Below are 23,236 nucleotides of genomic sequence, written 5' to 3' on the forward strand. Positions count from 1 at the left end.
GGTGACAGCTGGTTAGGGCTGGACGTTACCACGTGTGGAAGGCCGGGGAAGCGGCCTTCCAGGGAGTGAAATCCTCTGAAAAACAGCCCGTTCGGATGGCCGTGGTCATCGCCGTGGTGAAGCGGATCAGGTGGGTGAGGTTGTGCAGGCTGAGCAGGATGCGGCCCAGCAGTTCCTCGCTGCAGACGAGATGGTGGAGGTAGGCGCGGCTGTGGTGCAGGCAGGCCGGACAGGGACAGCGGGGATCGAGGGGGCTGTGATCGTGCCGGAACCGGGCGTTGCGCAGATTCCAGCGTTCACCCCCCACCAACGCCGTGCCATGGCGGCCCAGCCGGGTGGGCAGCACGCAGTCGAACAGATCGATGCCCTGGGCCACCGCCAGGGCCATCTCCCGCAGGCTGCCCACCCCCATCAGATAGCGGGGCCGATCCTCCGGCAGAAGGGGTGTCACCTGCCGCACGATGCGATGCATGGCCTCCATCGGTTCCCCGACGCTGACGCCGCCGATGGCGATGCCGGGCAGGTCCATCGCCGCCACCGCCCGGGCCGACTCCTCCCGCAGCCGGGGATGGACTCCCCCCTGCACGATGCCGAACAGGGCCTGATCCGGGCGGTTGTGCACACGGCGGCAGCGCTCCAGCCAGGCCTGGGTGCGCCGACTCGCCTCCGCCACATCGTTCTCGCTGGCCGGAAAGGGGGGACACTGGTCGAAGGCCATGACCACATCGGCCCCGAGCGCCATCTGGATCTCCATCGAACGCTCCGGCGTCAGGCTGATCCGACTGCCGTCCCGGGGGGAGCGGAACACCACTCCGTCGTCATTGATCGTGTTGAGGTCCGCGAGGCTGAACACCTGGAACCCGCCAGAATCCGTCAGCAGGGGTCCGCTCCAGCCCATGAAGCGATGCAGGCCTCCCGCCTCGGCCACCACCTCCTCCCCCGGCTGCAGATGCAGGTGGTAGGTGTTGGCCAGCACCATCCGGGCCCCGGTGGCCACCAGCTGGGCGGGAGTGATCCCCTTCACCGTGCCCAGGGTTCCCACCGGCATGAACCGGGGCGTCTCCACCGGTCCATGGGGGGTGTGAAAGCAGCCGCAGCGGGCCCGGGTGTCCGGGCAGTGGGCCGTGCGCTCGAAGCGGAACGGGACCGCCTCGGCGGCGCTGCCGGTCACGGTGGCGCGGGTCACGGTGGCGTGGGCGGATCCGGCTTGAACCTAGGGGGTGAACTCCGGCCCCGATCCCGACCATGACCACACCCTCGCCCCGACCGGCCTGGCTGCGGGATCTCGCCGGGGCCTGGGTGTTCTATTCGGTGCTTCCCGCCTGGCCCTGGCCGCCCCCCCGCTTCGAGCGCATCGCCCGCTTCGCCCCCTGGATCGGCCTGGTGCTGGGCGCTCTGCAGGGGTTGCTCTGGCTGGCCACCACCTGGATCCTGCCGGCGGGTGCCCAGGTGGCCCTGGTGCTGGCCGCCGGCCTCTGGCTCAGCGGCGGCCTCCATGCCGACGGGGTGATGGACACCGCCGACGGACTCGCGGCCGGGGAGCGGGCCCTGGAGGCGATGGCAGACAGCCGCGTCGGTGCCGCCGGGGTGCAGGCGCTGGTGCTGGTGCTGCTGCTGCGGGCCGCGGCGCTGCTCACCCTGGCGGATCTGGCCCAGGGGCCCCAGCTGGTCGCGGCCCTGCTGTGGGTGGCGGTGTGGGGTCGCATCGCGCCGCTCCTGGCCCTGCAGTGGTTTCCCTATCTGCGCCCGGGGGGCTCCGCTGGATTCCACCGTCAGCACTGGCTGGGGCTGGCCCGGGAGCTGCGCCCCACGCTGCTGCTGCTGCCGCTCCTGACTCTGGCGGCCGGGGCCCTGGACTGGTCGTGGCAGGGCTGGCTGGGGCTCGTGCCCGCCCTGCTGGTTCCCCTCGGGCTCGGCCGTCGTTTCGGCGGCCACAGCGGCGACAGCTACGGCGCCTGTGTGGAGTGGACCGACAGCCTGAGCCTTGGTCTGATGGCCCTGGCTGCCCTGGCCTCCTAGGGCCCGGACCGGGGCCCCAGCTCCAGGCTGGGGGGCAGCCGCAGGCGGAAGGCATTGCCCCGATCCGGCAGGGCTCCGTCGACGGCCCGGGGCGGGCTCAGCAGGTCCAGTTCGCCCCCCATGGCGCGGGCCAGGTCCCGGGCCAGGGCCAGCCCCAGCCCCGTCCCCGCCTTGCCGTGGGCGGCGCCGCCCCGCACGCCGCTCCGGAAGATCGCGCCCCGTTCGGCCAGTGCGATCGGGGCCCCCCCATCCCAGACCGTCAGGCTGGGACCGCGGGGCGCCTCCTGGCAGTGGAGCCCCACCGGGGCTCCTTCCGGGCTGTAACGAAAAGCATTCTCCAGCAGGTTGGCCAGGATTTCAGCCACGGCCGCACTGTCGCCGCGCCAGTCGGGCGGTGCGGCGGGCCCCTGCCAGGGGCGTCCCTGCAGGGCGGCGGTGGCCGCCGCCCGCTGCAGAAGGGGCTGGAGCCGCTCGGCCAGGGGCTGACCCTGACCCTGATCCAGCGACGGGGGCAACAGCAGCAGAGCGCCATCCGCCGGCCCCGGGCCGATCAGGGGGCGATCGCTGAGCCCGTCGATGGCCTCCACATAGCGGTTGAGCTGCCGTTCCTCCTCCAGCAGGCTCTCCACCAGGGCCTGGTTGGCGGGGTCGCTCTCCAGCCGCCGCCGCAGCAGCTGGCCGAAGGTTCTCAGGGCGGCGAGCGGGTTGCGAAGCTGATGCACCAGGATCCGCAGCTGCTGTTGCTGGCGCTCCAGACGTCGCTCCAACCGCTGCTGTTCCAGGTCCAGGCAGAGGGCCTCGGTGAGGCAGAGGGCCACCGCCTGCAGCCGTTGCCGCAGGGTCGGGGACCAGGGCTGCTCCCGCGTCTCCACCCGCAGAGCGCCGAGCAACAGGCGCTCGTGGCGCAGCGGCAGCCACCGCCGTTGCTCGCTCGGCAGCTGCAGGCTGCTGTCCTCGTCCACCGCCGGCAGGGAACGGCCCTGCTGGGGCCAGTGCCCCACCGGGATCAGCCCGGGCTTGCCGTCCGGGCGGGGCATGGCCAGGTAGACCACCAGGGAGCTGAGGTCGGGCCGGTCGGCAAACTGGTCGAGCTGGTGCCGCAGCAGGGCCTCGAAGCGGCGGGACACCTGCGTTGAGGGCTGGCCGGAGGGGCCGTCGAAAGGAATTCCGGAGGCCGTGTTCGAAATCTGGGAAAAAGCCTTAAAATTTACGTATCGACCAATACTCCGCAGTCCGGGTCCGGACGTCCATGCGGGTTGGTGGGTGCCTTGTCTGCACTTCCCTGCAGCTGAGGCTACAGCAGAGGCAGATGTGCCCCTCTTCTGTTCTGGGGCCCGTTCCGCGGGTCACGGACCCACTGGCTGCGTGGCTGTCGGAGGGCGCCTGGCACCAGGCTTCCTCCGCTGAACCGTCCTCCCCCGGTTGACCGACGTTTGGACGTGACCGGTGCTCCCCAACGAGTGCCGTGCCGGTCTGGCCTGCCCTGCGGGCCAGTTCATCCCAATTCCCCCATCCTCCTCAATCTCCCCCTCGGGAGTGGTTCCATGTCCAAGAAGCGCAAGCGGATCAGTCGCCGTCGTCTTTCCGGTCAGCGCGTGCTCGCCCACGTGCCCACCCACAACCTTGAAACCGGCCAGCACAAGCCGGTCACCGCCGCTCGCCGCTACATCGCGGAGACCGGCCTTGAGGCACCTGCCCTGCTGAACGTCCGCCGCAACGAGCACACCACCGACCGCTTCTTCTGGGGCGAGAAGGGCCTGTTCAGTGCCCAGTACGCTGAAGAGAATCATTTCCTCTTCCCCTCCCTGCGGTTGATCGTCGATTCCATCGGGGAAGACATTCTCTTCGCCGGGCTCGAATCCACCGGATCCGACGACTGGGAGGAAATGGAGGAATACGAGTACGCCTTCGTCTGAGTCGGCCTCCGGGCTCGGCTTCCTGGTTCGGGCTCGGGCCCGCCCATCACACCCCCTTCGGAGCCTCAGGGTCCGGAGGGGGTTGTCCATTGGCGCTGCAGAAACGCCCCCATCGCCGGGAAGAGGGCCGGATCGATCGCATGGCCGCCTGGGAAGGCCAGCAGTTCGGCGTCCCCTCCCGCTTCTCGCCAGCGCCGCTCCAGATCCTCACTGGCGGCGAAGCGGACGATCGGATCCTGGCGGCCGTGGGTGAGCAGCAGCGCCGGCAGGGGTGCCGTGGGCTCCCAGTCGGGATGGGGATAGCCGCTGCAGGAGATCAGTCCCGCCAGCGGCAGTCCCGCGGCCCCGTCGATGGCCATGGCCCCGCCCTGGGAGAAGCCCAGCAGCACGGTGCGCTCCAGCGGCAGGCTCCCGGCCAGGGCCTGGAGCCGCCGGCGCAGCTGGAGGCGCGCGTCCGGCAGCTCGCTGGACCAGTCCTGCCGCTGCAGGTCATACCACTGCCGGCCGGGGGCCTGGGGATGGGGGTGGGGCGCGCGCAGCGCCACCAGTTCGGTGCCTGGCTCGATCAGCTCCCGGCCCAGGTCCAGCAGGTCGTCGGCGTCGGCGCCCCAGCCGTGAAGCAGCACCAGCCGCTGGCTGGCGTCGTCGGGTCCGAGGCGGAGCAGATCGTCGGGCATGGCGGAGGGCTGGGCGAGGGGTGAGGTGCTGCGTAGGTTGTGGCGATCAAGCCCTGGCGATCCTGATGGCCCCCACCGCGCTCCTGAGTGTGTCGGACAAGCGGGGGGTGGTGGCCCTGGCCGAAGCGCTCCAGGGCCGCCACGGCTTCCAGATCCTCTCCAGCGGCGGCACGGCGACTGTCCTGGCCGAGGCCGGCGTGACCGTGACGCGGGTGTCGGAGCACACCGGAGCGCCCGAAATGCTCGGCGGCCGGGTCAAGACCCTCCATCCCCGCATCCACGGCGGCATCCTGGCCCGCCGCGAGGAGGCCTCCGATCAGGCTGATCTGGCCGCCCAGGGCATCACACCGATCGACCTGGTGGTCGTCAACCTCTACCCCTTCCGCGAAACCGTGGCCGACCCGGCCGTCTCCTGGGACAGGGCGGTGGAAACCATCGACATCGGCGGTCCGGCCATGGTCCGCTCCGCGGCCAAGAACCACGCCCATGTGGCGGTGCTCACCAGTCCCTCCCAGTACGAGGGCTTCCTGGCGGCCCTGGCCACCGATGCTGTGGATGGCACCCTGCGGCGGCACCTGGCGCTGGAGGCCTTTCGCCACTGTGCGGCCTATGACACTGCGATCAGCGACTGGCTCGCCGCTCGCCTGGAGGTCGCCGAAGAGCCGCCCCTGCGCCTGGACCTGCCCCTGCGTCAGCGTCTCCGCTACGGCGAGAACCCCCACCAGAGCGCCCGTTGGTTCGCTGCTCCCGCCGGGGGCTGGGGCGAGGCGCGGCAACTGCAGGGCAAGGAGCTGAGCACCAACAATCTGCTGGACCTCGAGGCTGCCCTGGCCACCGTGCGGGAGTTCGGCTACGGCGATGGCGGCCAGCCGGCGGCCGTGGTGGTGAAGCACACCAACCCCTGCGGGGTGGCGATCGGGGCCGATGGCGCTGCGGCCCTGGGGCGGGCGCTGGACGCCGATCGGGTGTCGGCCTTCGGAGGCATCGTGGCGCTCAACATGCCGGTGGACGCATCGGCGGCTGCCCTGCTCAGCGGGCTGTTCCTCGAGTGCGTCGTGGCGCCGGGCTACTCCGATTCGGCCCGTGCGGCGCTGGGGGCCAAACCCAACCTGCGGCTGCTCGAGCTGGATCCGGCCGCGATCGAGCGCGCGCCCCGCCTGCAGCTGCGCAGCCTGCTGGGCGGCGTGCTGCTTCAGGACCTCGACGACCAGCCTGTCGCCGAGGACGATTGGAGGGTCGTGAGCCGGCGGGAGCCATCGGCCCCGGAGCTCGAGGATCTGCGTTTCGCCTGGCGCCTGGTGCGCCATGTGCGCTCCAATGCGATTGCCGTGGCCGCGGCCGGCGCCAGCCTGGGCATCGGTGCCGGCCAGATGAACCGGGTGGGCTCGGCCCGTCTGGCCCTGGAGGCCGCCGGTGAACGGGCACGGGGGGCGGTGCTGGCCAGCGATGGGTTCTTTCCCTTCGACGACACCGTGCGCCTGGCGGCCGCCCACGGCATCACCGCCGTGATCCAGCCGGGGGGGAGTGTGCGCGATGGCGAGTCGATCCAGGCCTGCGACGAGCTGGGGCTGGCGATGGTCAGCACCGGCCGGCGCCACTTCCTGCACTGAGCGGCGCAGGGGCAACGGGCAGATGTAGCTTCGCTGCCATCGCCTGCCCCCCCGCTCCGATGCCGGACGCCCTCGCCTTCAACCTCAACTTTCTCCATCCCCTGTTCATGTGGGCGTTGCTGGCCCTCTCCGGCTATGCCCTGTTTCTGGGCATCAAGGCCAAGAAGACCCGCACGGCCGAGCCGGAGACCCGCAAGGAGCTGATCAAGGGGAAATACGGCCAGCGGCACTACCGGATCGGCAGCCTGGTGCTGGCGCTCATGGTGGTCGGCAGCTTCGGTGGCATGGCGGTCACCTATCTCAACAACGGCAAGCTGTTCGTCAGCCCCCACCTGCTGGTGGGTCTGACAATGGTGACCCTGATCGCGGTGGCCGCCTCCCTCTCGCCGTTGATGCAACAGGGCAACCTGATCGCCCGCAAGGTTCACGTCGGGCTGAACATGGGCCTGATGAGCCTGTTCCTCTGGCAGGCGGTCACGGGGATGCAGATCGTCAACAAGATCTGGACCGAGCGCTGAGGTCTGGCGAGGGAGGGGGCTTCAGTCCGGAGGCATGCCTCAGAAGGGGGCGTGACGCCTGGGCGGGCAGGGCAGGCCGTGACTGGCGTGGAAATCCTCCTGGACCTTCCAGGTGAGCTTGCGGGAGATCTGCCGCACGATCTGCCGCAGCAGATGGTCGCCACTCGACTGCACCAGCCGCTCGGGCAGCAGGCCGATCATGGCGGGAAGCCGGATCCACACCCAGAGATCCAGCTCCCAGCGCACCTGGGTCAGGGCGGTGGACGTGCCCGCCTCGACGCCATCCTCGAGCTGGAGAGAGGCCTGGAAGTCCACGTCGTAGAGCTCCTGCCGGCTGGAGGGGTCGCCGGGTTGCGGCACGGTGACGATCCGGTAGATCCCTTCGCTCTGGGGGAGCAGTTCCAGGCCGATGGTGGGTTCCACCTCGAAGCCGAAGTTGCCGAAACGGCCCAGGGTGAGGGCGTAACCGTTGTGCCCCAGGGGCAGCACCGTCATCGGCGCGGCGCAGCGGCGGAACCAACCATCGTGATGGTCGAGATACTGGGCCACCGCGTCCCGCTGGGCGCGCATCTCCATGACATCCGCGAAGCGGCTGCTATAACACCGCACCCGGGGGTCGTCGGAGTGACGCAGGCCGCTGGCCGGAGCGGAGTGGGTGGTTGGCACGGCAGCTGACCCGGAATGCTGGGTGGGGGGCACAGCGGTCGTGGACATGGGGGACTGGGGGCTGCTGAACGACTGGGTGCTGCTCAACCGGCTCCGTTCTGCGGGAGGCCCAAGCCAGCCGGTGGTGACGGGGCCAGAAACCCATGGTACGGGCGCAGCCCAGGCCGATCGCAGCGGTTGTGACAGCGGCAATCCCGCCGGTTCAGCCGTCGCAGTTCAGCCGTCGCAGAGGTCCATCAGGTGGCGGATCACATCCTCCACCACCCGGTCCGGGGTGGAGGCGCCGGAGGTGATGCCCACCCGCAGGGGCCCGGCGGGCAGGAAGGGGGCCACCTCCTCCAGATCACCCCCCAGCGGCATGTGCTCGATCCGATTGCCCGGACCGATCCTCCCCGGGGTGTCGATGTGGAAGGAGCGAATGCCCCGGCTGATGGCGATCTCCTGCAGATGGGTGGTGTTCGAGGAGTTGTAGCCACCGATGACCACCATCAGATCCAGGGGCTCGTCCACCAGGGAGAACATGGCGTCCTGACGCTCCTGGGTGGCGTCGCAGATCGTGTTGAAGGCCAGAAAATGCTCGTTCAGCTCGACCGGGCCGTAGCGGGCCAGCATCGTGCGCTCGAACATCCGGCCGATCTCTTCGGTTTCGCTCTTGAGCATGGTGGTCTGGTTGGCCACACCCACCCGGGCCAGGTCCAGGTCGGGATCGAATCCCGGCGAACAGGCCAGGGCGAAGTGCTCGATGAAGGCCTCCCGGTCACCCTGCCCGAGGATGTAGTCGCAGACCATCTGGGCTTCGGCCAGATCCAGCACCACCAGATAGGTGCCGGCGAAGGAGCTGGTGGCCAGCGTCTCCTCGTGCTTCACCTTGCCATGGATCACTGAGGTGAAGGCGTGCTTCTTGTGCTTCTCCACGGTGTTCCATACTTTAGAGACCCAGGGGCAGGTGGTGTCCACGATGTGGCAGCCCCGCTCGTTCAGCAGCTGCATCTCCTGCACCGTGGCGCCGAAGGCGGGCAGGATCACCACATCCCCGGTGCCCACCTCGGAGAAGTCCTTCACCCCTTCCTCCACCTGGATGAACTGAACGTTCATGTCGCGCAGGTGGGCGTTTACCGACGGGTTGTGGATGATCTCGTTGGTGATCCAGATCCGCTCCGAGGGATAGTGGCGCCGGGTTTCATAGGCCATCGCCACGGCCCGCTCCACCCCCCAGCAGAAGCCGAAGGCTTCGGCCAGCCGCACCGTGAGCCGGCCATGGCGCAGCTCGTAGCCGTTTTCACGGATCGTGGCGATCAGTTCGCTCTGATAGGCCTGCTCAAGGCTGCCAGCCACTTCCTCGGCCCGGCCGAACCCCCGGCGGCTGTAGCGCTCGGAATGGTGCAGCGACCGTTTGAAGGCGCGGGTATCCATGGCGTCGCCGCAGTGCTGCCGCCGACTCTATGGGGGGCGGCCGCTCCACCGACGGATTCGGCCCTGCGAACAGGACCGAAGAAAAGGCCCCCGGCGGGAACCGGGGGCCTGAACGGGCCAGAGAACGGTGGGGCTGGGCAGCACCCACCGGGACCCACCGGGGTGGGTCAGGGACCTCAGCCGGAGGTGGAAGCGAAATCCGGATAGGCCTCCATGCCGTGCTCGGAGATATCGAGACCTTCGATCTCCTCGGCTTCGGTGACCCTGATGCCTCCGAACAGACCTCCGATCACGGACCAGACGATCCAGGTGGTGATGACGGCGAAGAGGCCGTAGGACACGATCCCGAGAATCTGGAGACCCAGCTGGCCGAAGCCATTGCCGGTGAACAGGCCGGCGTCCATGTTGAACAGACCGACGGCCAGGGTGCCCCACATGCCGCAGGTGCCGTGGACGGAGAAGGCCCCCACGGGATCATCGATGCCGAGGCTGTCGATGAAGCCGACCGAGAAGACCACCAGGGCTCCGGCGATGAAACCGACGACCCAGGCCGCCGGCATCGAGAAGCCGTCGCAACCGGCGGTCACGCCCACCAGACCGGCCAGGATGCCGTTGATGGTCATGGTGAGGTCGGGCTTGCCCGAGGTGATCTGCGACACCAGGGTGCCGGCGATGCCGCCGCCGGCTGCCCCCAGGGTGGTGGTCACGGCGATGTAGGGGACGGCTGCGTCCATGGCCAGCTGGGAACCGGGGTTGAATCCGTACCAGCCGATCCAGAGAATCAGGCAGCCGAGGGTGGCGATCGCCAGGTTGTGACCCGGGATGGCCTGGGTCCTGCCGTCGGAGAATTTCCCGATCCTGGGGCCAAGCAGCATGGCTCCCACCAGACCGGCCCAGGCTCCCACCGAGTGAACGATCGTGGAGCCGGCGAAATCGATGAAGCCGAGCTGGTTGAGCCAGCCGCCGTTCCACTGCCAGCTACCGGCGATCGGATAGATCACGGCCACGAGAACCAGGGAGAAGATCACGAACTCGCCGAACTTGATCCGCTCGGCCACCAGTCCGGAGACGATCGTGGCGGCGGTGCCGGCGAAGGCGACCTGGAAGAGGAAATCAACCGAGGGGACCAGGGACCCATCGGTGACCATCTCGGGGGTCACGGTCGGATCGAAGAAGAGGCCGAGGGGACCTCCCTTGCCGTAGAACAGCACCCCGGGGATCACCGGATCGCCGTACATGAAGGAATAGCCGATCAGCCAGTAGGCGCTGGCGGCGAGGGCGAAGACGATCAGGTTCTTCGTGAGGATGTTGGTGGCGTTCTTCTGACGGCAGAGGCCCGCTTCCACCATGGCGAAGCCGGCGTTCATGAAGATCACCAGGATCGAGGCGACCAGCAACCAGAGGTTGTTGATCAGGAAGACCGGCGTAAGTTCCGGCAGTTCGGCGGCGTGGGCGGAGAGGTTGAAGACTCCGAGACCGAACAGAGCCAGGGGGATGCAGGCCAGCCAGGTGAGGGTGCGTGAGCTGGAGAGCCCGCGAATCCTGCTGAGGAGCAGTTCGGGGGCCTCGAGCAGACTTGCCTCCTGAAGACGCCTGGGCCGGCGGCGTCGAGGCGATTGAGAAGCAACTGTCATGGAGCGGAACGTCGCAGGGGGCTGCAGAACAGAAATGGATCACGCCCGGAAGCGTTCTTCACCGGCAAAACTGCACTGTGGCGAACCTTTTGCCGGTTGCATCGGCTACCAATTTGCCGATCCGTGATCTCAGGGCCCGATCTCGGCTTCCCGCTCCAGCACCGCTGCCACCCCAAGCCAGGCCACCTTGTCGCGCTCGAAGCGATAGCGGCAGGGCAGCACCTCCACCCCCGCCGCCAGCGCCTGGCGGAACAGCTCTCCATAGCGGGGATCGGCCGAATCGCCGGGAGCGAAGCGGTGCACGTCGTCCCGACTGAGGCAGGGCACGAGAACGGAGCGGGCCGTTGGGAGCACGCCGATCAGTTCATTCAGGTGCTTCTGACCCCGTTCGGTGACGGTGTCGGGGAAGAGGGCCAGGTCGCCGCGGCTCCAGGTGGTGTTCTTCACCTCCAGATAGATCGGGCGAGGATCGAGGGCACCCCCCGCGGGGGTCAGCAGCAGATCGATGCGGCTGCGCCGGCTGGCGCCGTAGGGCACCTCCGCGCGGATCGATCCGATCGGCCCGAGCCAGGGTTCGAGCCAGCCACCCTCGATCGTGGCCCGCACCAGCCGGTTCGGCAGGGCGGTGTTCACCCCCACCCAGCAGGGCTCGCCCCCCGCCCCCTCCACCAGCGCCTGCTCCCAGGTCCACTCCAGCTTCCGGGTGGGCCTGGGATCGTGTCGTAACCGGACCCGGCCGCCCGGATGGAGCACCCCGGTCATCGGGCCGGTGTTGGGGCAATGGGCGGTCACCAGCGGACCGTCATCGAGCTCCACCTCGGCGAGGAAGCGTTGGTAACGGCGGCGCAGCACCCCCTCCCACAGGGGACCGAGTCGGAGGATGGCCGGGGCCGCCGCAGGCGGATCGGGGCAGGGGGGGCTGGATCCGGTCATCGAGGCGGGCGGGGAGCCGGTTCGGCGGCTCGAACGACCATGGTGCCGGCTGGCCCCCGATGGGGAGCCGCCGGGGGGGATCCACCGGGCCAGCGTCACCTGAGGAGGAGAATCCCCGCGGTGGATGCGGCTCCCGGCCGGACGGAATGGCTCAATCCCTGCGGCGCATCGCTCTGATCGTGGCTGTGGCCACGGCGCTCAGCAAGGTGGCCGGCCTGTTGCGGCAGCAGGCGATCGCCGCGGCCTTCGGCGTCGGCGCCGCCTATGACGCCTACAACTACGCCTACGTCCTGCCGGGGTTCCTGCTGATCCTGCTGGGGGGCATCAACGGGCCGTTCCACAGCGCCATGGTGAGTGTGCTGGCCCGGCGGGAGCGCCGGGAGGGGGCCCACGTGCTGGCGGCGATCAACACCCTGGTGGGAGTGGGTTTGCTGGGGGTGACCCTGGTGCTGGTGCTGGCGGCGGATCCGCTGATCACCCTGGTGGGACCGGGGCTCGGACCGGAGCGCCATGCGATCGCCGTGCTCCAGCTGCGCTGGATGGCCCCGATGGCGCTGTTCGCCGGCCTGATCGGTCTCGGGTTCGGTGCCCTCAATGCCGCCGACGAGTTCTGGCTGCCCTCGGTGAGCCCGCTGCTCTCCAGCCTGGCGGTGATCGGTGGCATCGCCTTGCTCTGGTGGCAGGTGGGCCCGGCGATCGGGACCCCCCAGCTGGCCCTGCTGGGGGGGGTCGTGCTGGCCGGGACCACCACCCTGGGGGCCCTGCTGCAGTGGCTGATCCAGCTGCCGGCTCTGGCCAGACAGGGTCTGGGCCAGCTGCGGCCGGTCTGGGACTGGAGTGATCCCGGGGTGCGGGAGGTGCTCCAGGTGATGGCTCCGGCCACCCTCTCCTCGGGCATGCTGCAGATCAACGTGTTCGTGGATCTGTTCTTCGCCTCGGGCATCGTCGGAGCGGCGGCGGGGCTCGGCTACGCCAACCTGCTGGTCCAGACCCCCCTGGGCCTGCTCTCGAACGTGCTGCTGGTGCCCCTGCTGCCGGTGTTCGCCCGCCTCACCGCCCCGGCCGATCGCTCGGCCCTGGTGGGACGCATCCGCCAGGGCCTCATGCTCTCCAGCGCCAGCATGCTGCCCCTCGGAGCCCTGATGGTGGCGCTGGCCGCCCCGATCGTCGCGCTGGTCTACGAGCGGGGCGCGTTCAACGCCGCCGCGGCCCAGCTGGTCGCCGGGCTCCTGGTCGCCTATGGAATCGGCATGCCCGCCTACCTGGGCCGGGATGTGCTGGTGCGGGTCTTCTACGCCCTCGGCGATGGCACCACGCCGTTCCGGTTCTCGATGGCGGGTATCGGGATCAACGCCCTCTTCGACTGGGTGCTGGTGGGTGGCCCCAGCCCCTGGGGGCGGCAGCTGCCGTCGCTGGATTTCGGGGCCCCGGGGCTGGTGCTGGCCACCGTGGCGGTGAACGTGCTCACCTGTGCGGGCCTCCTGCTGGCCCTGCGGGGGCGTCTGGGGGGCCTGCCGCTGAGGATCTGGGGGCTGGACACCCTGCGCCTCGGCCTGGCCGCGGCCGTGGCAGGCCTGGCGGCCTGGTTGCTCTCGGTGGGGGTGGCCTGGCCCTCCGGACTGCCGGGTCTGCTGCTCCAGGGAGGCTTCAGCGCCAGCCTGGGGCTGCTGATCTACGGGCTGATGGCGAGCTGGGCCGGTGTTCCCGAGGCCGTCGAACTCGGCCGCCAGCTCCGCGGACGCCTCAACCGGCGTCGCTGAGTCGCACGTGCCGTTCCTCACGCACCTGGACGGGGATCTCGAGCCGGTTGCGGCCCAGCATGTGCGGACCGTCGATCGAGACGATCCGCGCCTCGATGCCGAAATCGCGGAAGGCCGTTTCCAGTTCCTGGATCAGGGCTTTCTCCACTTGGGCCTCGGCATCCACCACCTTGCCGATCAACCTGGAGCCTAGCGGTCCGATCCGCTGGCGGACCACCTCGCGGGCGTTGGTGACCTCGATGACCAGCATCCAGCGCCTGCGGCGAGTCTGAAACCTTATCGGCAGGCCCGGGGGCGACCTGGCTCTGTCGCGCTTCTTCAGCGAGTGAAGGGGGCCAGCACATCCTCGAGATCGCGCAGCTGGCCGGGGGGGATCAGGCGGGCCAGGGGAAGCCGGCCGGAGCCGCCGCCGATCGAGACCTGCACCGCCTCCAGGGCCTGACGGGCGCAGACGCCGGCTGGCTGATCGAGCCGGGCGGCGCATTCGATCGCCAGGGCTTCAGCCAGGCCGGCGTCCCCCAGGTAGAGGTGCCAGCCCTGCACCTGGATGTAGAGCCGGTCAGCCAGGGCCAGCTTCAGATCCTCGAGGTCGCGCGCCGACAGGCTCACGGGGTGGCAGGCGTGGAGCTGTTCACGATGCAGCACCGGCGGGGGGCTTCGGCCGCAGCCGCAACACGATGATGAGATGGGTCAGCAGGGCGGCCCCCCAGGCGAGGCTGAGCCATTCGAGATGGGTCCACGGATGGCGCAGACCCTGCACGAACCAGAGCCCGCTATTCACCGCGGCGAACACCCCCCCGTGCAGGCAGAGGTTCACGATCCGATCGAAATGGCGATAGGTGGGGTCGGTGGGGTCGGCGGGGCCGTACCAGCGGATCGGCATGGGGCAAACGGGCGGAACCCCGCCGCGGCGGCTGAACCGATTGTGGACCGGCGCCGGCGGGTCCCTCCCAGCCGGTTGACGGAAGGCCCCCCCGTGCGGTGAGAATGAGGGTTCAGGCGCTTGTAGCTCAGCGGATTAGAGCATCTGACTACGGATCAGAGGGTCGGGAGTTCGAATCTCTCCAGGCGCGCTCGAAAACCGCCCCTCCCGGGCGGTTTTTTCATGGTGGCCACCCCCCGGGCACGGTTTCTTACGATGCATCGATCCCGGCAACGATGACGCCATGGTGGATTCCTCCGGTTCGCCTCTGAACCAGTCCCTGGCGGCCGGTGATCCCGCCATCGCCGGGCTGATCGAGCTGGAGCTCCGGCGTCAGCAGAGCCATCTCGAGCTGATCGCCAGCGAGAACTTCGCCTCCCGCGCCGTGATGGAGGCCCAGGGCTCGGTTCTCACCAACAAGTACGCCGAGGGTCTGCCCCACAGGCGCTATTACGGCGGCTGCGAGCATGTGGACGCCGTGGAGGAGCTCGCCCTCGAGCGGGCCCGGCGGCTGTTCGGGGCCGCCTGGGCCAACGTGCAGCCCCACAGCGGCGCCCAGGCCAACTTCGCCGTTTTCCTCGCGCTGCTTCAGCCTGGCGACACGATCCTGGGGATGGATCTCTCCCATGGGGGCCATCTCACCCATGGCTCACCGGTCAATGTCTCAGGCAAGTGGTTCAAGGCCGTGCATTACGGCGTCGATCCCCGCACCCAGCAGCTCGATTTCGCCGGGATCCGGCAGCTGGCCCTGGAGCACCGGCCGAAGCTGATCATCTGCGGCTATTCCGCCTATCCCCGCCGCATCGACTTCGCCGCCTTCCGCGCCATCGCCGATGAGGTGGGGGCCTACCTGCTGGCCGACATGGCCCACATCGCCGGCCTGGTGGCGGCGGGCGTCCATGACAGTCCTGTCCCCCACTGCCACGTCGTCACCACCACCACCCACAAGACCCTCCGGGGTCCGCGCGGTGGCCTGATCCTCTGCGGTGACGCCGAGTTCGGCAAGCGGTTCGACAAGGCCGTCTTCCCCGGCAGCCAGGGGGGGCCCCTGGAGCACGTGGTGGCCGCCAAGGCGGTGGCCTTCGGCGAAGCCCTGCAGCCCTCTTTTGCGGCCTACAGCCGCCAGGTGGTGGCCAATGCCCAGGCCCTGGCGAAACGCCTCCAGGAGCGGGGCATCGACGTGGTGAGCGGCGGCACCGACAACCATCTGGTGCTGCTCGATCTGCGCTCGATCGGCCTCACCGGCAAGGCGGCCGATCTGTTAGTGAGCGGTGTTCGCATCACCGCCAACAAGAACACGGTGCCGTTCGATCCCGAATCCCCCTTCGTGACCAGTGGCCTCCGTCTGGGCACCGCCGCCATGACCACCCGCGGCTTCGAGGAAGGCGCCTTCCTCGAGGTGGCGGACGTGATCGCTGATCGGCTGCTGGCTCCCGAGGACGACGGGACCCAGCGCCGCTGTCTGGAACGGGTGGCGGCCCTCTGTGAGCGCCACCCCCTCTACGGATCGGTGCGTCTTCCCCAGCCGGTCTGACCCCGGCTCCCTAAGCTGCTGCCCACGACCCGACTGTCCATGGCTCGCCCCGCGATGGTTCCCCCAGCGTTGGCCAGCCTTGTCCTTCCGTGGCTGCGGCCGCTCGCGTGACGATCGCCTCCACCCCGCTGACGGCCGCCGTCGTCACGTTCGGTATCGCCGCCCTGCTCACGGCTCTGATCGTGCCGCTGGTGAGGCGGCTGGGTCTGCGCCTCGGTCTGATCGACGCTCCCGATCCCCGCAAGCAGCACAGCATCCCGATGGTGCGCCTGGGCGGGGTGGGCATGGTGGCCGGCTTCTCGCTGGCACTGGCGATCACCTGGTCCCTCGGGGGGTTCGGCACGCTCGATCCGGCCAAGGATCAGCTGATCTGGACCACCCTGGCGGGGGCGCTGTGCTTCTTCGTGATCGGCCTGGCCGACGACCTCTTCGCCCTGCCGCCGTTACCGCGCCTGGCGGGCCAGGTGGCCGTGGCGATGGCGGTCTGGAGCCAGGGGGTGCGCATCGGTGCGATCGATCTTCCCCTGGGGCCGCTGGCGCCGACCAGCTCCCCCCTGGTGCTGCCCGACGCCCTCAGCCTGCTGGCCACCCTGATCTGGCTGGTGGGGATCACGAACGCCATCAACTGGATCGACGGGCTCGACGGCCTCGCCGCGGGCGTGGGCGGCATCGCGGCGATCGGGCTGCTCTCGGTGAGCTTCAGCCTGCAGCAGAGCGCGGCGGGGCTGCTGGCCGCCGCCCTGGCCGGGGCCTGCCTCGGCTTCCTGCGCCACAACTTCAACCCGGCCCGCATCTTCATGGGCGATGGCGGATCCTATTTCCTGGGCTTTGCCCTGGCGGCGATCAGCATCGTCGGTCCGGCCAAGGGTCTCACCACCGTCAGCCTGCTCTTCCCACTGCTGATCCTGTCGCTGCCGCTGGCCGACATGTCAGCCGTGATCATGGGTCGCCTCAGCGAAGGCCATTCCCCCTTCTATCCGGATCGGCGCCACCTGCATCACCGCCTGCTGCGGGCCGGGTTCAGCCATCGCCGCACGGTGCTGCTGATCTACGCCTTCACCCAGTGGCTGGCGGCGCTGGCCCTGGTGGCGGCCAACGTGGAGATGCGCTTCCTCTGGCTCGCCCTGGCCACCGCTGTGCTGATCGGCGCCCTGATGGGGTCGCGCCGCCGGCTCGAGGCCCCGGACCGTCCATCCCCCTGCGACACTGCCCGCGATGCCACGGCCCGCGATGCCAAACCCTGAGCCGGCCGCGCCAGGGGCCGAGATCCTCTGCATCGGCACCGAGCTGCTGCTGGGAAGCATCCTCAACGGCAACGCACGCTGGTTGGCCGAGGAACTGGCCGGCCTCGGCCTTCCCCATTACCGCCAGACGGTGGTGGGTGACAACCGCGAGCGGCTGATCCAGGTGGTGCTCGAGGCCTCACAACGCTGCAGCCTGCTGATCTGCACGGGCGGGCTCGGCCCCACCCCCGATGACCTCACCACAGAGGCCCTGGCGGCGGCGTTCCAGACGCCGCTGGTGGAGCGCCCGGAGATCTGGAGTGACATCCAGACCAAGCTCAGGGGCCGGGGGAGGCCCATCGCCGCCAGCAACCGCAAGCAGGCCCTCCTGCCGGAGGGTGCGGAGCCCCTGCCCAATGCCACCGGCACGGCGCCGGGCATGATCTGGAGTCCGTTGCCCGGCTTCACCCTGCTCACCTTCCCCGGTGTGCCGGCCGAGCTGCAGGCGATGTGGAGCGCCACCGCGGTGCCCTGGCTGCGGCGCCGGGGAGGGGCTGCCGCGGCGGTGTTCGAGAGCCGCCTGCTGCGGTTCTGGGGCGTCGGCGAATCGGATCTGGCCGAGCGGGTCGCCGATCTGCTGGCGCTGGAGAACCCCACGGTGGCGCCCTACGCCGGACCCGGGGAGGTGAAGCTGCGGATCACGGCCCGGGCCGCCGGCCGCGCCGAGGCCCGGGCGCTGCTGGAGCCGGTCGAAGCCGAGCTGCGCCGCCGCGCCGGCCAGCGCTGCTTTGGCGCCGACGACGACAGCCTGGCGTCAGTGGTGCTGGAGCGGCTGCGGCAGCGGGGCCAGACCCTGGCCCTGGCCGAGTCCTGCACTGGAGGGGGGATCGGCGCGGCCCTGGCGGCCGTTCCGGGGGCGTCGGAGGTGCTGCTCGGCGGGGTGATCGCCTACGCCAACCGGATCAAGCGCGAGCAGCTCGGTGTGCCGGACGACCTGCTGGAGACCCATGGGGCGGTGAGTGATCCGGTGGCCATCGCCATGGCCACCGGCGCGCGCCGGCGCCTTGGCAGTGACTGGGCCATCGCGGTCACGGGCATCGCCGGACCCGGCGGCGGCAGTGAGGCCAAGCCGGTGGGGCTGGTCCACATCGCGGTGGCGGGGCCTGATGGGTGCCGCAGCGAGGGGGTGCGGTTCGGCGGCCGCCGGGGCCGCGGCTGGATCCAGCTGCTCACCGTGGGGGAGGCTCTGGACCGTCTGCGGCTGCGGCTGGGGGATTGAGCGCCCCATCGGTCACCCTCGGTTTTAGGGTTCTTCCGGACAGGTCAGAGGAGAGCGGTGAGCGCCGGCACGCTGTACGACAAGGTCTGGGATCTGCATCGGGTGGCCGATCTGCCTGGGGGGTCCACCCAGCTGTTCATCGGTCTGCACCTGATCCATGAGGTGACCAGCCCCCAGGCGTTCGCGGCCCTGCGGGATCTCGGCCTCACGGTGCGCCACCCCGAGCGCACCGTCGCCACGGTCGATCACATCGTTCCCACCACCTCCCAGGCCAGGCCCTTCGCCGACCCCCTGGCTGAGGCCATGCTCACCACGCTGGAGCGCAACTGCGCCGAGCACGCGCTCACCCTGCACGGCCTCGGAAGTGGCAGCCAGGGGATCGTGCACGTGATCGCCCCCGAGCTCGGCCTCACCCAGCCGGGTATGACCGTGGCCTGTGGGGACTCCCACACCTCCACCCACGGCGCCTTCGGCGCCATCGCCTTCGGCATCGGCACCAGCCAGGTGCGCGATGTTCTGGCCAGCCAGAGCCTGTCGATGAACAAGCTGCGGGTGCGGCGCATCTGGGTCGAGGGCCGCCTGCAGCCGGGGGTCTATGCCAAGGATCTGATCCTCCACGTGATCCGCCGGCTCGGGGTCAAGGGCGGGGTGGGGTTCGCCTACGAATTCGCCGGCCCCTGCATCGAGGCCCTCTCGATGGAGGAGCGCATGACCCTCTGCAACATGGCCATCGAGGGGGGCGCCCGCTGCGGCTACGTCAACCCCGACGCCACCACCTTCGCCTACCTGAAGGGTCGCCCCTGCGCCCCCGCCGGTGAGGCCTGGGAGCGGGCCGTGGCCTGGTGGAGTGATCTGGCCAGCGGGCCCCAGGCCGTTTTCGATGATGAGGTGCATTTCGACGCAGCCCGCATCAGTCCCACGGTCACCTGGGGCATCACCCCCGGCCAGGGCATCGGCGTCGACGAGGCGGTCCCCACCCCCGATCAGCTGGCGGCCGACGAACGACCGATCGCCGAGGAGGCCTACCGCTACATGCAGCTCACCCCCGGGGAGGCGATCGCTGGCCTGCCGGTGGATGTCTGCTTCATCGGCAGCTGTACCAATGGCCGGCTCAGTGACCTGAGGGCGGCCGCGGCGGTGGCGAAGGGCCGGCGGGTGGCCGGGGGCGTCCAGGCGTTCGTGGTGCCGGGATCGGAGCGGGTGGCGCGGGCGGCCGAGGCGGAAGGCCTCGACGCCGTGTTCCGGGCGGCCGGCTTCGAGTGGCGGGAGCCCGGCTGCTCGATGTGCCTGGCCATGAATCCCGACCGGCTGGAGGGGAGCCAGCTCAGCGCCAGCTCCAGCAACCGCAATTTCAAGGGCCGCCAGGGTTCAGCCACCGGTCGCACCCTGCTGATGAGCCCGGCGATGGTGGCCGCGGCCGCCATCAGCGGGCGGGTGGCCGACGTGCGCGAACTGCTCCCGCCTGCCGTGCAGACCCCCGCCGTGGCGATCTCCCATGCCTGACCCCGTGACCTTCCCCCAGGCGCCGTTCCCCTCCGGTCCGATCCGGTCGGTGCTGGGCACCGCCGTCGTGGTCGCCGGCGACGACATCGACACCGACCGGATCATCCCGGCCCGCTTCCTCAAGTGCGTCAGCTTCGAGGGTCTCGGTGAGCAGGTCTTCGCCGACGACCGCCTGGAGCGCCAGGGGGATCATCCCTTCGATCAGCCCGCCCGTCGCCGTGCCTCGATCCTGCTGGTGAACCGCAACTTCGGCTGCGGCTCCAGCCGGGAACATGCGCCCCAGGCCCTGATGCGCTGGGGCATCCGCGCCGTGGTCGGTGAGAGCTTTGCGGAGATCTTCCTCGGCAACTGTCTGGCCCTGGGACTTCCCTGCGTCACCCTGGAGCATGGGCCCATGCTCGCCCTGCAGGCCGAGGCGGAGTCCGATCCCGCCACCCCGTTCCATCTCGGGCTCGATCCGCTCGGCCTGGTGCGTGGCGATCAACACTGGGCCGTGGAGACGACCGCCGGCACGCTGCAGATGCTGTTGAGCGGCCAGTGGGACGCCACCGCTCAGCTGCTGGCACGGGAGCGGGACCTGTGCGAAACGGCGGCCCGGCTGCCGTACCTCCAGGCGTTCGGTGCCCGCTGAGCTCAGAACAGGCGGTTCTCCAGCTGGGCGGGCCCATTGGGTTGATAGGGCACAAAGGGCACACCGGTACCGCCGAAGCCGAAGTCGTTCAAGCGAAGCCGCACGCCGCCGATGCCCTCGAACGGGCTGTAGAACACGCTGAGGGCGTAGGAGCGGCGCTGCCAGCGCAGTTCCAGGAAGGACCCGGTGGATTCCCCGAAGTTCTCCGAGGCCGGATCCACGTTGAGGCCGATGCCGCCGTTGAACACCAGGGGGCCGGCCAGCTGCTGGGTCAGGCCGATGCCGATCGTGCCCAGATCCACCGCCCGGTCGAAGGCGAAGGGGCTCAATCCCTGCCGGGCGGTCACCCCACCGGTGATGGAGAGCTGGGTGAAGTCCAGGAACGGTTTGCTGAAATGCCCCAGGGTGAGCTGGGCTCCCGCCGAGAAGGAGAGTGTGTTCTGGTTGCTGCCGTCGCCGAAGTAGGCCAGCCCCAGGGACATGTTCGAGAGCAGGCCGAACCCTGGTACGACCGGCTCGGGGGTGTACCGCAACCCCGCTTCCGGGGTGGCTGGCAGAGCCTCTCCCCGCCAGAGCGGCAGCCGGCTGGTGAGGGAGCCGAAGCCGTTCGCCCTCCAGAGCTGGGCGAAGTTGTCGGATTCCAGGTTGCCGCGCACGAACTCGTTGCTCTGGAAATTGCCGACACCGACCCTCCAGAAGTAATTGTTGCTGATCGATCCCAGCGGCGGCAGGGTGCCGCGTTGTTCCAGGGACGTGCCGTAGGCCGAGTAGACATCCTGCTCACCGAGGGTGCCGTTCCAGATGCGGAAGCGGTAGGCGCCGAACACCCGCGCCACCACCTCACCCACCAGAGGCAGACGCACGGACCGTTCCAGATCGGCCCAGCTGCGGGTGCCGTTGGCGATGTTGCGGGGGTTGAAGGTGGAGATGTCCAGGTTGAAATCGGCATCCCAGCCCAGCAGGGGGGTCTTCAGCTGGGCCTCCAGGCCGAACAGGTCTCCGAGCTGGTTGTCCTGGGTGCGTCCAGGCCCACCCGCTGATTCACCCGGCAGGGGGTAGCTGTCGGTGGTCCCCTGCAGGGACCGCTCCAGCAGGAACTGGGGCTGGAGTTGGAGGATGCCCTTCTGGCCGATTCCGATCGGTCTGAGCTGGCGTCCGATGAAGAAACCGTCGCGGTCCTCCTGGTCGGATCCCAGCACCCAGCGGTTCTCCACTTCCTGCTGCTTCTGGATCCGGGTGCTGGTGGTCACGGGGATCGGCAGGCGATCCTCCAGCCAGAGACGATTGCGCCGCGACTGGATCACGATGTCGCCGTTCTCCTCCTGGTTCACCGTCACGTCATCGGCGTCCATCCAGCTCTGGGCCGGGGTGAACGGATCGTTGGTGAAACTGGCCCGGTCGGCCCGCCAGCCGGTGGCACTGATCACGATCCGCGGCGCCTGGTAGCGCATGTGGGTGAGGCTGCCCGTCACGGCCTGGGCTCCCTGCCCCGAGCGGATCCGCTCGACCTGGGGAGGGGTGATCTCGCCGAAATCGTTGTCGTCGCTGCGGTCGTTGTTGCCCACCCCCCCGCGGCTGCGTTGGAGTTGCAGACCCTCGCGGGCCCGCACATCGCTGATGCGCTGGTCGATTGTGCGGATCACCTCCAGGCGGGCCCGCTCCTGCTCGCGCAGCTGCCGGAAGCTGCGGGCCGGTGGCGGCGCAGGGGCTGGGGCCGCGGTCACGGCACCGCTGGCCTGGGAGGGCTCCTCCAGCTCCGCCAGCCCACCCATGGCCACCTGCTCGAGGGCCTCGGGCAGGGAGCGGGGCCGGTCGGGGGGCTCCTCCCCCCGGTTGGGGCAGCCCTGGGGCGGACGCATGGCCGCCTGGGCGGGGACCCTGGCCAGAGCATCGGAGCCGAAGCGATAGCGCAGCCCGACCAGGTAGGCGTTGCTTCCCTCGCGCACCCCGTTGTAGAGCCCGAAGGCGCCGGAACGGTGGTGAATGCGTCCCACCATCGACCACTGCGGGGAGAAGGAGCCCTCCACCTCCACACCCAGGTAGTTGAGCAGCCGTGCCGATCGCTCCCGGTAGGTGTCCTCGTAGTTGCTGATGTTGGTCAGCACGCTGACCCCCTGCACGAACCCGACGCTCAGCCAGGGCTGCAGCCAGGCCCGGATGCCGATCCCTCCGGTGAATTCCGCGAAGCTCTGGGCGGCCGTTTCAAGGCCGGCCACCTCCCGGGCCGAGAACGGACCGGAGGTGAATCTGCCCCCCCTCTGCCGGGCGGCCTGGTGACCAAGCACGTTGAAGTCGAGTTCGAGGGCGAACGGGCCCGCCTTCAGCAAGCGGCGCTGCAGCCCGGCCCCGAGCACGTACTCGGGCCGGAACACACCCCGTCCGGTGAAGGTGTCGCCGAAGTCGGAATCGAACATCTGTCCGCCCCAGAGCGTGGCCGACCAGGGGTGGGGGTGCCAGTCGGGCACCGGGGGAAGCTCGGTCGGACAGGCGATGGGCTCGGGAGCCGGCAGCGGTGTGGCCGCAGGCTGCTCCAGGTCGAGATCCTGCAGGCTGGTTTGCAGATCGAGAACGCCGTAGACGTCCTCCAGTTCCCCTTCCTCCTCGATCAGGCTGTAGCGCAGCCGGCTGGCCTGCAGGTACTGGTTGCCCCTCAGAAACCGGACGCTGCCGCTGGCGTAGAGGGTGCGGGTCACGGTGTCGTACTCGATCCGATCCGCCATCAGCCGGCCCCCGGCCAGCTCGGCGGTGGCGTTGCCGGTGGCGACGAAGCGGTTGATCACCAGATCGAACCCCTGCTGGTCGGCCCGGATGTCGAGTTCCTGGGGTGGGGGCTGACCGGCATTGACGGTGCCTCCCGGCTCCGGACGCTCCGGGCCGGGTGCGCTCGCGTCGTCGGGATCCGCCGCCGGCCCTGGGATCGCCTCGGCCTCCTGGATCTGGACCGGCTCCACCGGTGTTTCAGCCCCGGTGGGACTCTCCGCGTCGGAGAACCCAGGAG

At 69.7% G+C, this 23,236-nt stretch carries 21 protein-coding genes and 1 tRNA gene; 11 read left to right on the forward strand and 11 right to left on the reverse strand.

Annotated features, from left to right (window positions below; translation table 11 throughout):
- Positions 1 to 25 precede the first annotated feature (25 nt).
- Positions 26 to 1,171 carry a tRNA guanosine(34) transglycosylase Tgt gene (gene tgt / locus ACWJI7_RS09070; protein WP_479937450.1) on the reverse strand — a complete coding sequence of 382 codons (1,146 nt, stop codon included), beginning with the start codon at positions 1,169 to 1,171 and terminating at the stop codon, positions 26 to 28.
- Between the two features lie 74 nt (positions 1,172 to 1,245).
- Between tgt and ACWJI7_RS09075 the strand changes: the two genes are divergently transcribed.
- Positions 1,246 to 2,019, forward strand: coding sequence for an adenosylcobinamide-GDP ribazoletransferase (locus tag ACWJI7_RS09075; RefSeq protein WP_479937295.1), 774 nt, complete (start codon positions 1,246 to 1,248; stop codon positions 2,017 to 2,019).
- On the opposite strand, the gene ACWJI7_RS09080 is transcribed toward ACWJI7_RS09075, so the two are convergent.
- Positions 2,016 to 3,146, reverse strand: coding sequence for a sensor histidine kinase (locus ACWJI7_RS09080; protein WP_479937297.1), 1,131 nt, complete (start codon positions 3,144 to 3,146; stop codon positions 2,016 to 2,018). The genes ACWJI7_RS09075 and ACWJI7_RS09080 overlap by 4 nt on opposite strands.
- 417 nt (positions 3,147 to 3,563) lie before the next feature.
- Here ACWJI7_RS09080 and ACWJI7_RS09085 point away from each other — a divergent pair, with 417 nt between their 5' ends.
- On the forward strand, positions 3,564 to 3,935 hold the full coding sequence (locus ACWJI7_RS09085) for a DUF3155 domain-containing protein (RefSeq protein ID WP_479937299.1): 372 nt from the start codon (positions 3,564 to 3,566) through the stop codon (positions 3,933 to 3,935).
- 65 nt (positions 3,936 to 4,000) lie between these two features.
- Here ACWJI7_RS09085 and ACWJI7_RS09090 read toward each other — a convergent pair whose 3' ends face one another.
- The gene (locus ACWJI7_RS09090) at positions 4,001 to 4,612 is read right to left on the reverse strand and encodes an alpha/beta hydrolase (RefSeq protein ID WP_479937301.1); all 612 of its coding nucleotides are present in this window, start codon (positions 4,610 to 4,612) and stop codon (positions 4,001 to 4,003) included.
- A gap of 65 nt (positions 4,613 to 4,677) precedes the next feature.
- Here ACWJI7_RS09090 and purH point away from each other — a divergent pair, with 65 nt between their 5' ends.
- Positions 4,678 to 6,222: a bifunctional phosphoribosylaminoimidazolecarboxamide formyltransferase/IMP cyclohydrolase gene (gene purH, locus ACWJI7_RS09095; protein ID WP_479937303.1), complete on the forward strand. Its 1,545-nt coding sequence runs from the start codon at positions 4,678 to 4,680 to the stop codon at positions 6,220 to 6,222.
- Between the two features lie 59 nt (positions 6,223 to 6,281).
- Positions 6,282 to 6,740, forward strand: a complete 459-nt coding sequence (locus ACWJI7_RS09100) for a DUF4079 domain-containing protein (RefSeq protein ID WP_479937305.1) — start codon at positions 6,282 to 6,284, stop codon at positions 6,738 to 6,740.
- Between the two features lie 39 nt (positions 6,741 to 6,779).
- Here the strand turns inward: ACWJI7_RS09100 and ACWJI7_RS09105 are convergent, their stop codons facing one another.
- The 4 genes from ACWJI7_RS09105 to sfsA all read right to left on the reverse strand — a co-directional run bounded on the left by ACWJI7_RS09105 (position 6,780) and on the right by sfsA (position 11,386).
- Positions 6,780 to 7,406, reverse strand: coding sequence for a DUF1997 domain-containing protein (locus ACWJI7_RS09105; RefSeq protein WP_479937307.1), 627 nt, complete (start codon positions 7,404 to 7,406; stop codon positions 6,780 to 6,782).
- Between the two features lie 216 nt (positions 7,407 to 7,622).
- The gene (locus ACWJI7_RS09110) at positions 7,623 to 8,819 is read right to left on the reverse strand and encodes a 4-hydroxy-3-methylbut-2-enyl diphosphate reductase (RefSeq protein WP_479937309.1); all 1,197 of its coding nucleotides are present in this window, start codon (positions 8,817 to 8,819) and stop codon (positions 7,623 to 7,625) included.
- Between the two features lie 176 nt (positions 8,820 to 8,995).
- On the reverse strand, positions 8,996 to 10,453 hold the full coding sequence (locus ACWJI7_RS09115) for an ammonium transporter (protein WP_479937311.1): 1,458 nt from the start codon (positions 10,451 to 10,453) through the stop codon (positions 8,996 to 8,998).
- Between the two features lie 129 nt (positions 10,454 to 10,582).
- Entirely contained in the window at positions 10,583 to 11,386 is an 804-nt protein-coding gene (sfsA, locus tag ACWJI7_RS09120) for a DNA/RNA nuclease SfsA (RefSeq protein WP_479937313.1), read from the reverse strand.
- Between the two features lie 146 nt (positions 11,387 to 11,532).
- On the opposite strand from sfsA, the gene murJ reads away from it, so the two are divergent.
- Positions 11,533 to 13,146 carry a murein biosynthesis integral membrane protein MurJ gene (gene murJ, locus ACWJI7_RS09125; RefSeq protein ID WP_479937315.1) on the forward strand — a complete coding sequence of 538 codons (1,614 nt, stop codon included), beginning with the start codon at positions 11,533 to 11,535 and terminating at the stop codon, positions 13,144 to 13,146.
- Here murJ and ACWJI7_RS09130 read toward each other — a convergent pair.
- The 3 genes from ACWJI7_RS09130 to ACWJI7_RS09140 form a co-directional block, all read right to left on the reverse strand.
- Positions 13,130 to 13,396 (reverse strand): cytochrome-c oxidase, encoded by a 267-nt coding sequence (locus ACWJI7_RS09130; protein ID WP_479937317.1) that lies wholly within the window; start codon positions 13,394 to 13,396, stop codon positions 13,130 to 13,132. The genes murJ and ACWJI7_RS09130 overlap by 17 nt on opposite strands.
- A gap of 68 nt (positions 13,397 to 13,464) precedes the next feature.
- Positions 13,465 to 13,755, reverse strand: coding sequence for a DUF3181 family protein (locus ACWJI7_RS09135; protein WP_479937319.1), 291 nt, complete (start codon positions 13,753 to 13,755; stop codon positions 13,465 to 13,467).
- Positions 13,756 to 13,777: 22 nt separating this feature from the next.
- Positions 13,778 to 14,029 carry a hypothetical protein gene (locus ACWJI7_RS09140; RefSeq protein WP_479937320.1) on the reverse strand — a complete coding sequence of 84 codons (252 nt, stop codon included), beginning with the start codon at positions 14,027 to 14,029 and terminating at the stop codon, positions 13,778 to 13,780.
- A gap of 116 nt (positions 14,030 to 14,145) precedes the next feature.
- Between ACWJI7_RS09140 and ACWJI7_RS09145 the strand changes: the two genes are divergently transcribed.
- The 6 genes from ACWJI7_RS09145 (at position 14,146) to ACWJI7_RS09170 (ending at position 20,238) form a co-directional block, all read left to right on the forward strand.
- A tRNA-Arg gene (locus tag ACWJI7_RS09145) sits at positions 14,146 to 14,219 on the forward strand.
- Between the two features lie 93 nt (positions 14,220 to 14,312).
- Entirely contained in the window at positions 14,313 to 15,602 is a 1,290-nt protein-coding gene (glyA, locus tag ACWJI7_RS09150) for a serine hydroxymethyltransferase (RefSeq protein WP_479937321.1), read from the forward strand.
- A 107-nt stretch (positions 15,603 to 15,709) separates the two neighbouring features.
- Positions 15,710 to 16,846, forward strand: coding sequence for a glycosyltransferase family 4 protein (locus ACWJI7_RS09155; protein WP_479937451.1), 1,137 nt, complete (start codon positions 15,710 to 15,712; stop codon positions 16,844 to 16,846).
- A complete protein-coding gene (locus ACWJI7_RS09160; protein WP_479937322.1) occupies positions 16,833 to 18,104 on the forward strand; it encodes a competence/damage-inducible protein A in 1,272 nt (423 codons plus the stop codon). The genes ACWJI7_RS09155 and ACWJI7_RS09160 overlap by 14 nt, the downstream gene beginning before the upstream one ends.
- Positions 18,105 to 18,161: 57 nt before the next feature.
- A complete protein-coding gene (leuC, locus tag ACWJI7_RS09165) occupies positions 18,162 to 19,607 on the forward strand; it encodes a 3-isopropylmalate dehydratase large subunit (protein WP_479937324.1) in 1,446 nt (481 codons plus the stop codon).
- Positions 19,600 to 20,238 carry a 3-isopropylmalate dehydratase small subunit gene (locus ACWJI7_RS09170; protein WP_479937326.1) on the forward strand — a complete coding sequence of 213 codons (639 nt, stop codon included), beginning with the start codon at positions 19,600 to 19,602 and terminating at the stop codon, positions 20,236 to 20,238. Before leuC ends, ACWJI7_RS09170 begins: the two co-directional genes overlap by 8 nt.
- Positions 20,239 to 20,240: 2 nt before the next feature.
- Here the strand turns inward: ACWJI7_RS09170 and ACWJI7_RS09175 are convergent, their stop codons facing one another.
- On the reverse strand, positions 20,241 to 23,189 hold the full coding sequence (locus ACWJI7_RS09175; RefSeq protein WP_479937328.1) for a DUF3769 domain-containing protein: 2,949 nt from the start codon (positions 23,187 to 23,189) through the stop codon (positions 20,241 to 20,243).
- Positions 23,190 to 23,236: the final 47 nt, after the last annotated feature.

This window comes from Cryptocyanus atlanticus LEGE 06306, from assembly GCF_056633155.1.